The organism is Kitasatospora griseola (genome assembly GCF_044999035.1).
Taxonomy (GTDB): Bacteria; Actinomycetota; Actinomycetes; order Streptomycetales; family Streptomycetaceae; genus Kitasatospora; species Kitasatospora griseola.
This window is the reverse complement of sequence record NZ_CP173360.1, coordinates 2,281,135-2,295,998: the sequence shown is the minus strand read 5'-3', so window position 1 is coordinate 2,295,998 and position 14,864 is coordinate 2,281,135. Positions and strand designations below refer to the sequence as shown.

Annotated in this window: 14 protein-coding genes and 1 pseudogene; all 15 read right to left on the bottom strand. The window is 73.6% G+C overall.

Going from position 1 to position 14,864, the window contains the following annotated elements:
- Nucleotides 1–33: 33 nt before the first annotated feature.
- The 15 genes and pseudogenes from ACI1MP_RS10490 to ACI1MP_RS10420 all read right to left on the bottom strand — a co-directional run bounded on the left by ACI1MP_RS10490 (nt 34) and on the right by ACI1MP_RS10420 (nt 14,775).
- Nucleotides 34–702 (bottom strand): 2'-5' RNA ligase family protein, encoded by a 669-nt coding sequence (locus tag ACI1MP_RS10490; RefSeq protein ID WP_404868487.1) that lies wholly within the window; start codon nt 700–702, stop codon nt 34–36.
- A gap of 2 nt (nt 703–704) precedes the next feature.
- Nucleotides 705–1,715 carry an endonuclease/exonuclease/phosphatase family protein gene (locus ACI1MP_RS10485; RefSeq protein ID WP_404868486.1) on the bottom strand — a complete coding sequence of 337 codons (1,011 nt, stop codon included), beginning with the start codon at nt 1,713–1,715 and terminating at the stop codon, nt 705–707.
- Complete coding sequence (locus ACI1MP_RS10480; protein WP_404868485.1) at nt 1,712–2,674, bottom strand: hypothetical protein; 963 nt, start codon at nt 2,672–2,674, stop codon at nt 1,712–1,714. Before ACI1MP_RS10480 ends, ACI1MP_RS10485 begins: the two co-directional genes overlap by 4 nt.
- Before the next feature lie 277 nt (nt 2,675–2,951).
- Nucleotides 2,952–3,947, bottom strand: a complete 996-nt coding sequence (locus tag ACI1MP_RS10475; RefSeq protein ID WP_404868484.1) for a hypothetical protein — start codon at nt 3,945–3,947, stop codon at nt 2,952–2,954.
- A 74-nt stretch (nt 3,948–4,021) separates the two neighbouring features.
- Nucleotides 4,022–5,245, bottom strand: a complete 1,224-nt coding sequence (locus ACI1MP_RS10470; protein ID WP_404868483.1) for a glycoside hydrolase family 15 protein — start codon at nt 5,243–5,245, stop codon at nt 4,022–4,024.
- 266 nt (nt 5,246–5,511) lie between these two features.
- Nucleotides 5,512–5,916 (bottom strand): annotated as a pseudogene (locus tag ACI1MP_RS10465) (trehalase-like domain-containing protein); the annotation flags it as partial.
- Between the two features lie 32 nt (nt 5,917–5,948).
- Nucleotides 5,949–6,449, bottom strand: a complete 501-nt coding sequence (locus ACI1MP_RS10460; protein ID WP_404868482.1) for a hypothetical protein — start codon at nt 6,447–6,449, stop codon at nt 5,949–5,951.
- A gap of 104 nt (nt 6,450–6,553) precedes the next feature.
- Nucleotides 6,554–7,456, bottom strand: a complete 903-nt coding sequence (locus tag ACI1MP_RS10455; RefSeq protein WP_404868481.1) for a hypothetical protein — start codon at nt 7,454–7,456, stop codon at nt 6,554–6,556.
- A complete protein-coding gene (locus tag ACI1MP_RS10450; protein WP_404868480.1) occupies nt 7,453–8,034 on the bottom strand; it encodes a hypothetical protein in 582 nt (193 codons plus the stop codon). Before ACI1MP_RS10450 ends, ACI1MP_RS10455 begins: the two co-directional genes overlap by 4 nt.
- Nucleotides 8,031–8,531 carry a hypothetical protein gene (locus ACI1MP_RS10445; RefSeq protein ID WP_404868479.1) on the bottom strand — a complete coding sequence of 167 codons (501 nt, stop codon included), beginning with the start codon at nt 8,529–8,531 and terminating at the stop codon, nt 8,031–8,033. The genes ACI1MP_RS10450 and ACI1MP_RS10445 overlap by 4 nt, the downstream gene beginning before the upstream one ends.
- Nucleotides 8,532–8,554: 23 nt before the next feature.
- Entirely contained in the window at nt 8,555–9,121 is a 567-nt protein-coding gene (locus ACI1MP_RS10440; protein ID WP_404868478.1) for a hypothetical protein, read from the bottom strand.
- Between the two features lie 37 nt (nt 9,122–9,158).
- Complete coding sequence (locus ACI1MP_RS10435; protein ID WP_404868477.1) at nt 9,159–10,682, bottom strand: Mur ligase domain-containing protein; 1,524 nt, start codon at nt 10,680–10,682, stop codon at nt 9,159–9,161.
- Nucleotides 10,683–10,764: 82 nt separating this feature from the next.
- Nucleotides 10,765–12,123 carry a glutamine synthetase family protein gene (locus tag ACI1MP_RS10430; protein WP_404868476.1) on the bottom strand — a complete coding sequence of 453 codons (1,359 nt, stop codon included), beginning with the start codon at nt 12,121–12,123 and terminating at the stop codon, nt 10,765–10,767.
- Between the two features lie 110 nt (nt 12,124–12,233).
- Nucleotides 12,234–13,742, bottom strand: coding sequence for an amino acid permease (locus tag ACI1MP_RS10425; protein ID WP_404868475.1), 1,509 nt, complete (start codon nt 13,740–13,742; stop codon nt 12,234–12,236).
- Between the two features lie 55 nt (nt 13,743–13,797).
- Nucleotides 13,798–14,775 (bottom strand): hypothetical protein, encoded by a 978-nt coding sequence (locus ACI1MP_RS10420; RefSeq protein ID WP_404868474.1) that lies wholly within the window; start codon nt 14,773–14,775, stop codon nt 13,798–13,800.
- Nucleotides 14,776–14,864: the final 89 nt, after the last annotated feature.

Genomic DNA, 14,864 nt, shown 5'->3' with positions numbered 1-14,864 from the left:
TCGCGGGCGGGTCGGGGTGCGGGTTCGGCGGTGTCAGGCCCGGCCGAGGTGGAGTTGGTGGACGCGGTCGAAGGTGTAGCGGGCGTCCGCGGGGTGCTGGCGTTCCCACACGAGCCACACGCTGGAGACGGTGGCGCGGGTGCGGATTCCGGGCCGGATGGCCTTGCCGAGGTCGGAGGCGAGCAGGTCGGAGCGGGCCGCGAGGTGGGGGGTGTCGGTGTCCTGGACGCCGTAGCCGCAGGACATGTGGGGCCAGAAGTGCTTGGCGGCCGGGGGCAGTTGGAGTCCGGCGGCGGTGAGGCCGGCGCGCACGCGCCGGTACAGGGCTTCGGGCCCGGTCTCGGGCCAGATCTCCACGATCCCGGCGGCGCGGGACGCCCGGGCCGGGCCGATCTCGATCTCGATCGGCTGCAGGCCCGTGAGTTGCTGTTGGACGGCGGCGGCCGCGGTGATGAGCATCGCACCGTCGACGCGGGTCCCGTCGGCGGTGCGGGGCAGGATCTGCTGGATGGTCATGTGGAGGTCGGCGTCGGGGATCGTGGTGATGATCTCCGGGTACAGGGAGGTGATCTCCCGCAGGCGGCCGAAGTAGTCCAGGACCTGCGACTGGTCCTGCGGCAGCCACAGCACGTGCGGGCGCACCCGGTCCTCGTCGGGGCCGCCCTCCTCGCCCCACCGCTTTCCGTTCATGAACTGCCGCACGGTCACACTCCTTCGGTGTGCTGGATGCGGGCCGGCCGGATGTCGGCGTAGACGGGCAGATGGTCGGACGCCCGCGTGCTCGCCGTCGTGGCGTGGGCGCCGTAGGCGGCGAGGGCGGGCGCAACGGGCCGCGTGAGGAGAATCAGGTCGATGCGGCGCTCGCCCCACGCGTCGGGATCGCCCGCACCGTTCGGCCAGTGGCCCGACGTCGGCCGCCACGGGGCGCCGAGGTGCGCTGCGGCGTCCACCGCGAAGCCGTCGCGCAGCAGCACGGCGCTCTGCCTGCGGTCGGCGACGTTGCCGGCGCCGACCGTCTCCGCGACGCACTGGTACTCCAGGTCGTCATGCGCCTGGGCGGTGTACGGCTCAGCGTCGTAGAAGCCTGTGCGCCCGTCGGGGCCCAGGACTTGGGCGGCGGAGAGGGCGTTGAAGTCCCCGAGGATCGCGGCGGGGCGGGCTCCGCCGCTGCGCCGCAGCAGGCCCTTGATGCGGATCGCCTCGTTCGCGCGGCGGTCGGGGCGGAACGGGTCGCCGTGGTAGCTGCAGACGAGCAGCGGTTCGGTGGCGCCGACGTCGAAGGCGAGGGTGGTGACGCCGTGGTGGAACTCGGGCGCGCCGAGCGGGCGGAAGGTGTGCGGTACGGGCCGGACGGTGCCCGGGTTCCACAGGATCGCGGTGTACCAGGTGCGTTCGGCGCCCGGGGCCATGGCGGTGCCGGCGATGCCGTCGGGGACCGCGGCGCTCAGGCCGCAGTCGGCGGCGAGGCGGGCGGTGATGGCGGCGGCTTCCCGGTCGTGCCGGTCGGCCGCGTCGGCGGTGCTCTCGTGGAGGCGGCGGGCGCCGGTGACGAGGATCTCCTGCACGCACAGGATGTCGGGGCCGATCTCGCGGATCGCGTCGACGAGGGCCCTCCAGCGGGGTGTTCCGTACTCGGCGGCGGTGAGCCTGAAGGTGTTGGAGGCGGCGAGGCGGATCGGCCGGTCGGCGGGCGTGTCGGGCGAGCGGTCCGTCATGCCGACACCTGCGCAGGGGCCGCGGCGGCGGCGTCCCGGTCCAGGGTGGGTCGGGCGGAGCGAGTCAGCCTCGCATAAGTGCGGTCGTCGAAGCCGGCGGCCCCGGGGCGAACACCCTTGGTGGCGCGGTGCTCCCCGATGCGCAGCGGGTCGTCGAGCAGGGAGGCGCAAAGTCGGCTCTCGGCGAGGTCCAGCGTGGGATCCGGGCCGAGGTAGCCGTCGGACGCGACGACGATCTCCTCCACGTCGTCGCCGACGTGGATGGTCTCGATGTGCTGCGGCGGCACGGCGCGCCCGTTCAGCACGCCGAACGCCAGCGGGTGATCGGGGTGGTTCGCGAAGATTCCCTGCTGCACGAGCAGCGGAAGGACCGCGGCCCGGCCGGGGTCGGTCTCGGCCAGCTCTTCCAGCGGGACGCCGGACTCGAGGAGCGCGGCCAGGTAGGCGGCGCGGAAGTCGGCCGCCACGGTGTCGATCCGCTTGTGCGCGGGGAAGTGCTGCCACTGGCCGGCGCGGCGCAGGGCGAGGTGCACGTCGCCCACGCGCACGAGAACTCCCTGACGGGGAAGCAGAATCGCGGCGACAGTGCTGGGCGCGAGGAGGTCGTCGGCACCGATCGCCCAGATTCGGCGCATCTGGGCCAGGTCCCTGGTGACCGCAGCGACCATGTCGACCGAGGTGGCGGTGAGCGGGATGCTCCGGAGGGTGTCCGCGACGCTGTCCGCGGCCAAGGCTCCGCCGATGCGGTCGCCGTAGAGCCTGCCGCTGCCCTTGTCGGTCGCGCCGTCGATCACGGCGAGGAGCGCGAGGTCTCCGTGGCGGTCCTCGCGGACGACGAGGCGATCCTCTCCCGCCCCGGGGGACTTGGGGGTGTCGGCGATCTCCGCGACGCTCCAGCCCGCCGAGGGCAGGCCGGTGGTGGGACGGTCGCTCGGGTCCGATTCGGGCAGCGGTTGCATCGGCTCTCCTCCAGGAGGGAAAGGGGAGCACCGGCCAGTGCCGGTGCTCCGGTCGGGTTCAGCGGGTGTCGGCGCCGTCGCGGCCGTGGGTCTGACCCGGGACGGCGGTGTTGATGAGCGCGAAGTGCGTCATTTCCTCGTTCAGTTCGCTAGGTGGTTCGGTTCGGAACATGGCTGCGGTGGTCCGGCGGCAGGCGTGATTGGAGTTGCCGATGTGGTGGCGGACATTGCCTGTAGGCGCGGTACTCCACGGACGTCGATCAGGCCGATCGGGCGGTCAACGCAGTCCGCGCGCGCTCTCGTGGGCGATCCGTTGCGCCTTCCACGCGGCGCGCTCCGTCGCGCTGCGTTTCCTGGCGGCGGAGTGCTCATCGGACGAGGCGACGATGCCGGCGCGCAGGGTGGGCAGGTGCAGCACGGTGAGGATGGGCAGGTGGGTGGCGACGTCGTCGTAGCCGGCGAGCACCTCCAAGTGCACGACCGAGCCGGCTGTGCGCAGGTCTGCGTACACGCGGCAGTCCCGGTCACCCGCCCGCCGCCCGTCCGCAGGCAGCAGGACGCTGCCGGTCGGCCGCATCGCCTCCTCCGTGCCGACCACACGCGCGACGTCCACCAGGCCTTGGGCGGTGAGCGCCTCGTGCGCCCTGGTGGCGGTGATCCGGCCGATGCCGTGGACGTGGTGGGAACGGTCGTGCCAGTGGGCCCGGCCCGGACCCGTGCTGCGGTCGATCTCCTCCTGCTCGCCGACCGCGTCCTCGTTGAAGGCGCCGACGACGAGGCGGCACATGTTGCCCGGCAGATGGTTGAGGCTCTCGGCGGTGAGCAGCCGTTCGGTGGGCGAGTGGCGGCTCAGGTGGACGCTGGTGACGGAGAACAGGCCGGCTTCGAGCGCGCCCGCGGCGCTGCGCACCTTGAACGTCACGCTCACCCTGGGGACGCGCGGGTCTCTCGCGTTCGCGTTGCGGTGGTTGAGGCCGTGGTTCAGCACGCCGGCGGGCCGGGTGAAGAGGGCGTTGCGGTGCCTGGTGACCGGCGTTGTCGCGGACGGGTAGGCGTCCATTCGCAACTTCTGGGCGGCGACGTCGATGTGGTCCGCGTCCAGTTTGCCGAGGGCGACGACGTCCGGGTCGTAGCGGCGTGCGATCAGGCAGACCTCGTCGATGTCCCCACTACCTTCGAGTGTCCACGACAGGACGATGAGGTAGTCCGAGCGCGGGAGCGGCAGCGGCGGCAGGGCGTCGCGCGGCACTGGCGCGGCGGGCAGGTCGGGCACGGCAAGTCCGTTCGAGAGCAGGGGTGGTGGGAGGTGTGTCCCGGCTCGGCGCGCGGCCGGGCCGGGGCGGCGGGTCAGGCGAGCGCGTCGGCGAGGGTGCGGACCTTCGGGGTGGCGCGGTGTTCGGCGGTGGCGAGTGCGAGGAGGGCGTCGACCAAGGACTGGTGGGTCATGCCCTGCGGGTAGTTGCCGAGTTGGCAGCCGGTGGCGGGGTCGTATTCCTCGGCGAGCAGCCCGAGGTCGCTGCGCAGCGCCAGGAGGGTGTCGATCGTGGTCCGGGCCTCGGTGGTGCGGCCGGTGGTGGCGTAGGCGGTGGCGAGCCAGGCGGTGCAGGGCAGGAACCGGCCCTCGTGGCCGGGCAGGCCGTCCAGGTTCTCGGCGGTGTCGCGGGTGGGGTAACGCTCCACCAGGCCGTGGGCATCGGCGAGTTCGGCCGCGACGGCGTCGATGGTGCCGGCGGCGAGCCGGTCGTCGGGGGCGAGCATGCCGGTGGTGACGGCGTGCAGGACGGAGGCGTCCAGGCCGGTGCCGCCGAAGACCTGGGCCAGCGCGGGAGCGCCGCCGTCGCGCGAGCGGACGGCGCAGGCGAGGACAGTCGCCCGCACCGTCTTCGCCAGCTCCTCCAGGCGGACCACCACGGTCTGGTCGGTGCCGTGGTCGGTGCGCAGCATCCGCGCCGCGCGGTCGAGGGCGACCCAGAACCAGATGCGGGAGGAGGTGTGGCGCTGCGGCTCGCCGCGGCTCTCCCACATCCCGCTGTCGCGCCGCCTCCACAACTGCTCTACTTGGAGGGCGAGTTGCAGCACGTAGTCGCGGACCTCGCCGCCGCCGGGCAGGCCGGCCTGCTCCATCTGCCACAGGGTGTCGGCGAGTTCGCCCAACACGTCGAGCTGGAGCTGGCCGTCGGCTCCGTTGCCGACGCGCACCGGGCCCGCGCCCCGCCAGCCGGGCAGGTGGGCGAGGATCCGCTCGGCGGTGTCGGTGCCGCCGTCGAGGCGGTACAGCGGGCGCAGGTCCTTCGGGTCGGTGCGGGCGAGCAGCCAGTGCCTCCACATGAGGGCTTCCTCGGTGAACCCGCAGCGCAGGAGGGTGGAGACGTACCAGGCGCTGTCGCGGGGCCACATGTGGCGGTAGTCCCAGGTGCGGCAGTCCTCGCCGGGCGACCGGCGGGCGGGAGGCGTTCGGGCAGGCTGGTGGTGGGTGCGGCGACGAACGCGCCGGTGTCGACCTGCTGCATGGCCTTGAGGGTGATGGCCGAGCGCAGCACCGCGTCCCGGTCCGGGCCGGTGTAGGTGCACTCACCTGCCCAGTCCTCCCACCAGCGAAGCGTGGCGGCGAGTTCCGCGCCGGTCGGCGGGACGGGAGCGGGCGCGCCGGTCGCGGACCAGGTCAGCGCGAACACCGCCCGCTGGCCAGCGACGAGGACTTGCTCGCAGTGCTGGACGCCGTCGTCGTCGGAGGCGTGGGCGGGCCCGTCGAGCCAGAACGTGTCGCCGTCGTGGGTGAGGCGGGTGCGCGGCGTTCCGAACTCGACCGGGTGGACGACCGGCAGAGCCGCACCGTGGTCGGGGCGCAGGGCGAGGGTGGAGGAGACGGTGACGGTGCCCTCGGTGCAGGCGGCGATGCGTATCAGCTGCGCGGGCGCGTAGTCGGCGGCGTCGGGCGCGGTGAGGAAGTCGGTGACGGTCAGCGTGCCGCCGGCGGTGTGCCAGGTCTGTTCGACGACGGTGCTGTTGCCGATGTAGCGACGCCGGTCCGCGACCGGCGGGGTGCCGCCGCCGGTTGCGGGGCCGATCCGCCACATGCCGTGCTCACTCGTGCCGAGGAGGCTGGCGAGCACGGCGGGCGAGTCGAAATCCGGCAGGCACAACCAGTCGACGGTCCCGTCGGGGGTGCTGAGGGCGGCGGTGCGGCCGTTGCCGAGGAGCGCGTGGTCCTCGATCCGGAACTGGGTGGCGGTGCGGGGCATGGTGGTCCTGACGTCGGGCGGGTGGCGGGTGGTCAGCCCCGGGCGGGGGCGGGGGTGGTGAGCGCGGCGAGGGCGGCGGCGACGGTGCCGGGAAGGCTGTCGGCGACGGGCAGCCACGGCATGCGGTGCGCGAGCAGCACGCGGTTGGCGCGCTGGACGGGGTCGGCGGGGTCGCAGCCGACGACCACCACCCCGCCGTACGGGGTGAACAGGCCGGCCTCGTAGCAGTCCTGCACGCGCATGGGGCCGATCGGGTTCCAGAACAGGACGACGCTGGTGCGGCGGATGTTGCGGTCCTGCCAGCCGAGCGGCGCCCACGCGGCGTAGGGGTCGGTGTCCGGGTTGCGGGACGGGCGGGGGCTGAGGACGGTCCCGTCGAAGCCGGCGCGCGCCAACAGCTCGACCGCCTCCCACTGCCAGTCCGGGCAGCCGACGGTCGCCCCGGCCAGGAACACCGACGGCTGGCCGTCCGGCTCGAACGGCTCCGGCGCTTCGACGTACCGCAGGCGGCCGGGTAGGAACTGGTGGCTCATCACTTCCCTGCGGGGTATGGGCGCGGGCGGCTGGCAGGCGGTGCCGGGCCGACGGCCCGGCTCGACCAGGCCGATTGCGGTGGTCCGAGGACGTGGGCGGACGCTCATGTCGGCCTCACCGTGGGGCCTCGTCCGTCGGGTGGGTAGGGCCCGCGGGCCGGGATGGCCGAGTCGGGCACGGCGCCGATGGCGAGCGCGATGGCGCGGGCGTGATTGGGGGTGAGGCCGCCCAGGGCCCGGATGGCGAAGTGCCTGCGGTGGATGACCGTGCCGACGGTCCGGCCGAACCGGCGGGCGACATCGGTCAGTTCGCCGGCGATGGTGGCGATGAGGAAGTCGAGGTCGGCCGGCTTCGGGGCGGTTGGCGGGCTGACGGCGGTACGCAGCGCCAGTACCGGGTCGAGGTAGCCGTCGACGATCGCCCGGGTGATCAGGTGCGCGGCGTTCACGCACCCCCGGAGCCTGACGGAGCGGAAGGTGGTGCTGCTGATGAAGTGCCGCGGGTATCCGGACAGTTCAGTGATCTGGGCGTAGGTCCGGCCCGTCATCAGCTGCACGAACAGGCCCTCGGCGTACGAATGCAAGGGCACGGGGTGCTGCGGCGGGCCTATCAGCCGGCCGGCCACCGTGACGAGCAGCCCCGGCATCGGGGTGAGGAACTCCTGCGCCTGGTCGGGCAGGACCGCCGTCACGTACGGCAGGGCCGCCTTGTAGCGGTGATCGTCGCCCGTCAGGACGCCGGTCCACAGCTGCTGGACTCCGCGCCGGCGGTACTCCGCGCGGACCCACTCGGCGAGTTCCCCTCCGCGCAGCAGGACGGGAAGGCCGGCTTCGCGTGCGAGCACCAGGAGCTGGACCAGCGGCGGCAGCCCAGCCCGCGAGACGGCGGGGGCGGCGCTGATCAGGGCCTGGGCGTCGACGACGACACCGGGGTGCGACCTGAGCAGGCGCCGGAACAGCTGGTCGGACTCGTAGGGCGGGGCTTCGACGGGAGGTGCTGTCGTCATCGGCGAGGTGGTGTTCCGTTGTCGGTGGTGTTGGGGGTGCGGCCCTGAACCGGACGGCCGCCATGGGTGTGGAGCGGGGTGGTGCGGTCGGCTGCCGCGCGGCGGCGGGTCAGCCAGTCGACGCCTGCCGCCGCCGCGAGGGCGGGGGCTGCGGCCAGGGCGAGCCAGACGGGATGGGCCCGGTCGCGGTGCTCGATGAGGAACAGCAGGGCCGCTCCGGTGGGCAGGCCGAGCAGGAAGCACACGACGGCGATCGCGGCACGGCCGGTGCGGCACGGAGCGGTCGTCGGCACGTGCGCGGGGCGGGTGCGCCACCGCGCGAGCGGACCGCGGCCGGCCCGGTAGGCGCGGAACTCCAGGGCGCCGACGAGAACACAGAGGACCGTGATGGCGAGCAGGACGAGCTGCTCGGCGCGGGTGCGCGTCGCGGGGACGCTGCCGATCGCGAAGCCGACGACGATCCCGACGAGGAGCGTGAGGAGGGAGGAGGCCAGCAGTGCGCCGACGGCGAGCCGTCCGAGCCGCCGCAGCGCCGCGTCCTTCCGGGCCAGCTGCGCCTCGAACGAGCCGGCGCTCACCGCGCCGCCCCGCCGGCAGCCGCTTCGAGATCCCCTGGCGCGGCGGGCTCGACGAGCCCGGCGAGGACGCCGACGACGACGGCCTCCTCCGGGCTCCACACCCCCAGGTGCAGGAACAGCGTGCGCAGGTAGGCGGCCATCGACTCCTTCGCGGTGCCGAGCCCGAGCACGTGGGTGATCGCGTCGGTGGTGAGGCCGTCCGCCCAGCCGTGGAGGATCGTCAGGCACCGGGGCGGCAGCTCGGATCGGACGGCCGAAGCCCTCTTGGTGTCGTCCGCGGCGGTGACGTAGCCGGCGGCGGCCATCCAGCCGGCGAGCTGGGCGCTGGTACGGGCGCCGGTCCTGCTCAGGAGGGCCTCGACGGCTTTCCGGGCGACCTCGGTGCTCTTGTAGGGGCCGGGCGCGGCGGCGATGCCGCGGGGGCCGATGCCGCTTGCGGCGAGGACGGCGAGCTTGTGCTCCTGGGCCGTGAGGTCGCGCAGACGGGTCAGGTGCACGGCTTCTTGCCGGTCGGGGGCGGTCACAACTGCACCAGAGCCGGAGCGCCGGCGGTGTCCGTCCGCCCCGCCGCGGGACCGCCGCTCGCGGAGGAGGCGGTGCCGGCCAGCGCCTGGGCCGGCCAGTCGGAGTCGATGTCGCTCAGCAGCACCAGGCCCGCCAGGACGCCGACGACGACGGCCTGCGACGCACAGCCGACGCCCAGACCGGCGAACACCGCCTTGCCGTAACTGCGGACCGTGGTCCACGCGACGCCGAAGTCGGCGACCAGGTCATGATCGGTCATCCCGCCCGCCCAGCCCCGCAGGACCTGCTGATGCCGCCGGGCCAGAGCGGGTGCAGCGACCAGCGCGCCGCAGGGCCGCACCGGCTCGGTGACGAACCGCCGAGCGGTGGCCCACGCCGCCAGGTGCGCCGGGGTACGGGTGCCGGTCGCGGCGAGAACGGCGTCGATCGCGTCGCGCACACCGGCCGGCTGAAGCCAGGTGGCGGGGTCGGCGGCGATCTGCGTGAAGGTCGCGCCGCCGGCGACGAGCACGATCAACCGGCGCTGCGCGTCGGTCAGTTCGGGAATCGGGTCGGGGATCACAGCGGGTCTCTCTTCGACGGGCGGTGGTTCGGATGGCTCACGGCTGTTGCGGGGTGGCCACGCCGGGCTGGGCGAGGTGGGTCAGCAGGCGCGGCCCGAGCTGCTCGGCGCTGCCGGTGCCGACGACGAGGACCAGGTCGCCCGCGTCGACCAGTGCGCCGATCCGCTGCTCGGGGCGGGCCGCGTTCCGTCCGGTGCGCAGGCGGTGGACCGCTGCGGCCCCGAGTTGGCGGCGGGCCGCCCGCTCGATGCCGTCGAGCGGGTCGGGCGCGACGGTGTGGTGGGTCAGCGGGGTGTCGACGGGCAGGAGCAGCACGCGGTCGGCGTCGGCGAGGGCGTTGCCGAGTTCGGCGGTGTGCGCGCCGGCGCGGGCGAGGCCGTCCGGTGTGAGAGCGACGACCAGGGAGCCTTCGGTGAGCTGCCGGGCGGCCTTCACGTCTTGGGTGATCTCGTGTGGGTGCCGGGCTCGGGAGTCGACCACGGCGATTCCCGCCTTCTCACCGAGGGCGGTGAGGGAGCGGTGCGCGCCGGGGAAGGCGGTGGCGCGCTCGACGACGGCGTGCGGGTCCTCCCCGATCGCGAGGGCGGTGGCGATGGCCGCGCACACTGCCAGGGCATGGTGGCGGCCGGCCACCCGCAGATCGAAGCCATGGCCCTCCGCACGATGGCGCAGCACCGCGTGGAAGCCGGCGGCGTTGCGGGCGAGGCGGATGATCCGGACGGTGGAGGCGGCGTCCGTGCCGACGGTGACCACGTCCGGTCCGGGCCGGTGGGTAAGGCGTTCGTGGAGGTTCGCAACGCCGGCGTCCCAGGTCGGCAGCACCACGGTGCCGGCGCGGCGGGCGAGGCGTTCGGCGGCGTCGAGTCCGGCGACGGCGTCCTCGTAGTGCGGGGCGTTGGCGCCGGTGGACATGATCAGCGCGGCCGTGTGGTGCTGCTCGGTGTTCGGCAGATACGGGGCGGGCAGGTGCTGCCAGGCGTAGGGCGGGGCGGCCTCGTGGGTGGTGGTGTCGGGGCAGAAGTCGGCCACGATCCGGCGCCCGGCGGCGCGCCCGGCGACTGCGCCGATGGCGGGGTTGTTGAGGATCCAGCCGGTGTGCCCGTCGTCGAGGACGGCGGCGAGGGCGGCGGCAGCGGTGGTGGTGCTGTGGCTTCCGCCGACAGCCACCGTCACCGCGCCCGCGTCGGCGGTGATCGTCCCGAGGGCGGCGGCCCGGCCGAGGACGGGCAGATGCACGGCACGGGCGCGGTCGAGTTCGGGGTGCGGGGCGGCGACGGCGCTCGACCACACCACCGCGCTGCGCTCCGCGCCCACGTGCGCCGGGTCGAAGCCGACGTGCACCCGGACGCCGGCCGCTTCGAGGGCGGCCACGACAGGGCTGCAGGCGACGTCGGCCGGGACGGAGCCGGTGACATCGGCCCCGGCCCCGGCCAGCCACCGGGCCAGGCCCTCCATGCCGGGCGCGGCGACGTCGACCAGGTGCGGCGCGGCCAGCAGCGGCGGCACCGCGCCGGAGCGGCTCGCCCCGGCGGCAGAGCCGGGGCGGGTGGTGGTGTCCATGCGGTTCCTCCAACGGACAAGAGAGGGTGGGAAGTTGGTCCGGGCCGGCGGAGGGGAGCGAAGCCCCGCCGCCGGCCCGGGGCTATGCCTGGGCCAGGCCGCGCTCGACCTCGGCGTCGGTGACGCGGGCGGCGTGGTGGTCCAGATCCATGCGGGCGACGCGGGCCAGGTGCGCGACGACCGGCTCGCCCAGCAGCTCACCGGCCAGCGCGCTCGTCTCGAACCGGGCGAGGGCCTCCTCCAGCGAGCGCGGCACCAGCGGCGCGTCCAGCCGCCGGTAGGCGTCGCCGCCGACCGCGGGCAGGGGCGTGAGCTTCTCCGCGACGCCGAGCCGGATGCCGGCGATCACCGCCGCCAGCGCCAGCATCGGATTGGCGTCCGCCCCCGGCAGCCGCACCTCCAGCCGCAGACTCCGGCCGTGCCCGACCACGCGCACGGCGCAGGTGCGGTTGTCGCGGCCCCACGCGAGGCGGGTCGGCGCGAAGCTGCGGTCGGCGAACCGCTTGTAGCTGTTCACGTACGGCGCCCACAGCGGCGCGAGTTCCGGCAGCACCGTCAGCAGCCCGGCGACCGCGTGCTCGCCCAGCTCCGACAGCTCGATCCCGTGCGCCGGGTCGGCGGCCAGCATCGGGCCGTCGCAGTCGTGCAGGGACACGTGCAGGTGCATCCCCGAGCCGACGCCGGTGGACGGGGCCGCCATGAACGACGCCGTCAGCCCCTGTTCCTCGGCGATCGTCTTCGCGGCGTGCTTGAACAGCACGTGCTGCTCGCACGCATCGATGGCCTGTCCGTAGGGGAAGGTGACCTCCACCTGGCCGTGCCCGCTTTCGCCCTTGACGGCCTCGACCGGCAGGCCGGCTCCGGCAAGGTGGCGGCGCAGGCGGCGGCCGAACTCCCGCACCGCCGGCGGCTGGTCGAGCGCGTAGTCGCCGTTGCCCCCGACCGCGGGGCGGAGCCCGCGCCAGCCGGACGCCACGTCCCGGGCCGTGCCCTCGTAGAGCACGAACTCGGTCTCGATCCCCACCATCGGAACCGGGCCGAGACGGACGAGGCGGTGCAGCTGCTCGGCGAGCACCGTGCCCGGGGCGAGCGGGTGCGGGCATCCGCCGCTGACCGGATCAGCGAGGACCAGCGCGGTGCCCGGCAGCCACGGCAGTATCCTGGCGTTCTCCACGTCCGGCAGCAGGGTGACGTCCCCGAAGCCCGACTGCCAGGAGAACGGCCCGGCGTCCGGCGGGGTCATGCTCAGGTCGGTGCCGAGTACGTACCCGCACATCTCCGGCTTCAGCGCCCCCGACCGCAGCCGCTCAACCAGGGTCCGTGCGTCGTACTCCTTGCCCTTCAGACGGCCTTGCGCGTCGATCGTCGCCAGCAGCACCGTCTCGATGCCGAAGCGGCCAATCAGCTCTTCCGGCTGCCCGGTCGGCAAGTCGGCCGCCATGACCGCCACGGTCCCGCCGCCGTCGACCGGCGAGACCAGTTGTCCGGCCGTCCGCAGCCCGGTCACCTTGGCAGTCCGCCTGCGGCCCCGCATGCCCCGACCCCGGCTGCTCACACGACCTCCCCGGCCAACTCGACCAGCTCGGCGGATTGCTGGACCGGCGGCATGTACTCGTGGCGGGCCCGCATCCACCACCACCCGCCGGCCAGCAGCAGCACGGCGACGAGTGCCACCGGTGCGTAGTTGAAGGTGTCGACCGTGATCGGGTAGGACTGCGGCAGGATCACCAGCACGCTCACCACGGCGACCCACCCGACCGCGATCCACCCGATCACCGGCCCCTTGCGGCCCAGGTTCCACGGGCCCGGCTCGAACCGGCGGCCCCGGCGGGACAGGCGCAGGTACACCGGCACCGCGTACGCCGGCGTCATGCCCACCACGTTGACGGCGGTCACCGCTCCGTACGCCGTCGCGCTCCACAACGCCGGCAGCGCCAGCACGAACGCCGCGCCGACCGACAGCCAAACCCCCGCCACCGGAGTGCCGGTGCGCTCCGACACCCGGCACCACAACCCCGACCCGGGGATCCCCCCGTCACGGGAGAACGCGAACACCATCCGGGCGCTCGCCGCGGTCGCCGCGTTCCCGCAGAACAGCTGCGCCACGATCACCACCATCAACAACGCCTTCGCCCCCGTCGGGCCGAGCGCGTCGAGGAAGATCTGCGCCACCGGTGTGCCGGTGGAGGTGTTCAGGACGGTGTCGTAGTCGCCGATCGCGAACAGCATCCCCGCCAGCAGCACCGCGCCGGCGATCCAGGACACCCAGATCGAGCGGACGATCCCGCGCGGCGCCGACACCGACGCCCTCGTCGTCTCCTCCGACATGTGAGCTGCGGCGTCGTAGCCCGAGAATGTGTACTGGGCCAGCAGCAGGCCGAGGCACGACACGTAGAACGGGCTGCTCCAGCCGGTGTTGTTGACGAAGTGCGTCATCACCCACGACGCGTCCTGGTGCCGGGCGGGCACGACCGCCAGCAGCCCGACGATCAGGACGACACCGCAGATCTGCCACCAGACCGAGACGCTGTTGAGCACGGACACCAGCCGCACGCTCCCCAGATTCAGCGCGGCGTGGACCAGCAGGATCACGACGAAGATCGCGAACAGGCCCGATGGGGTCGGCGTCCAGCCGAACTGCATGTTCAGGAACGCGCCCGTGAAGTTGGCGGCGCCGTAGTCGATCCCGGCAATACCGCCGATCAGGCCAAGCAGGTTGAGCCATCCCACGGCGAAGCCCCAGCGGGGGCCGCCCAGTTGGTGGGCCATGAAGAACAACGCGCCGCTCGTGGGGTAGGCGGAGGTGACCTCCGCCAGCGCCCTGCCGACGAACAGGACCATCGCGCCGACGCCGATCCAGCCCCAGAACATCACCGCAGGGCCGCCCGTGTTCAGCCCGAACGAGAACATCGTCAGGCAGCCGGCCAGAACACAGATCACGTTGAACGCGCTGCCGAAGTTCTCGAACGCGCTCATCCGGCGGGCAAGTTTCGGCTCGTAGCCGAGACGGCGCAGATGCTCCTCGTCGCTCTGGAGCGGCGCGGCGTGTGCGGGCGGCATGGGACAACCTCCGTGCAGTAGAAGAGGGAAAGGTGGGGGAACAGGAGGGGCAGGGTCAGGCCAGCGCAGTGGCACGGCCCGCGAACGCCTGCTGCCGGGCGGTCAACAGCACGGCCTCGCCCTCCGCCGGGGAATCGGCCACGTCGCTCCACGGCGCGGAGGACGCGAACGGGCCGAGCACCTCGAACACTTCGACAGCAGCGCCCATCTGCGCCGACGCCCACAGCGCGTGCGCGAGATGACTCAGATCCGCAACCGTCCACGCCCCCGGCTCGGACTCCCGCCAACTCCGGTAGGCACGCTGCGTGTTCGAGAAGTGCGGATCCCGCCGCCACTGCCCGCGCACTACCGCGTCCCGGCGCTGCGCGGTGCGGTACTGGTCGACCGACACGTACAGCGGCAGGGCCGCGATCGCAGACCCCGGCAGCGCGCGCGTCGTGACCCTGTGCACGAAGTCGAGCGCCGCGGAACGACTCTCCCGCTGCCAGTACCGGTACATGCGGTGGTGCGCCTCACGGCCCACCGGATCGCGACGAAGCACCTCGTCGAGCAGCCCCCACGGGCCGGCCGGGAGCATCGGATCCGTCGAAAGCCACCGGTGCTCGGGCAGAGACCGGTCACGGTCCAGCACGGCCAGGGCGAGCAGACACACCCACGGAACCGGGTCCGCCGGATCGGCCTGCGCCGCCGTCCAGCACGCCGCCCTCGCCTCCTGCTCCAGCTTCCACACCTGCGGCTGCCCGGCCCGGCCGGCGGTCAACGCGTGCTCGACCATCACCCGCATACGCAGCACAGTGAGACCCGGAGCCCCAGGACTCTCGCGCTCCCAGTCGGCGAGCACCGTCGACCGGGCAGCGGCCAACGCCAACACCTGCGTCCGGGTCGTCCAGCAGCCGGGGTCGTTCGCGGATACCGCCAGCAGCCGCTCCGTCGACCGCCACAGGCCGCGCATCAGATCGTCCACGGCGGGCCGGAGCGCCTCGTCGAACCCAGCAGGGTGGTACACCGGCCGGACAGACGGCGCGGCGATCATGAGATGGTCCTTCCGGTCATGGGCATGGCAAATTGGCGGGCGAACCAGAGGCTGATCGAGAGTCTGCAGCGGACGCCCAGAGGGTGGCA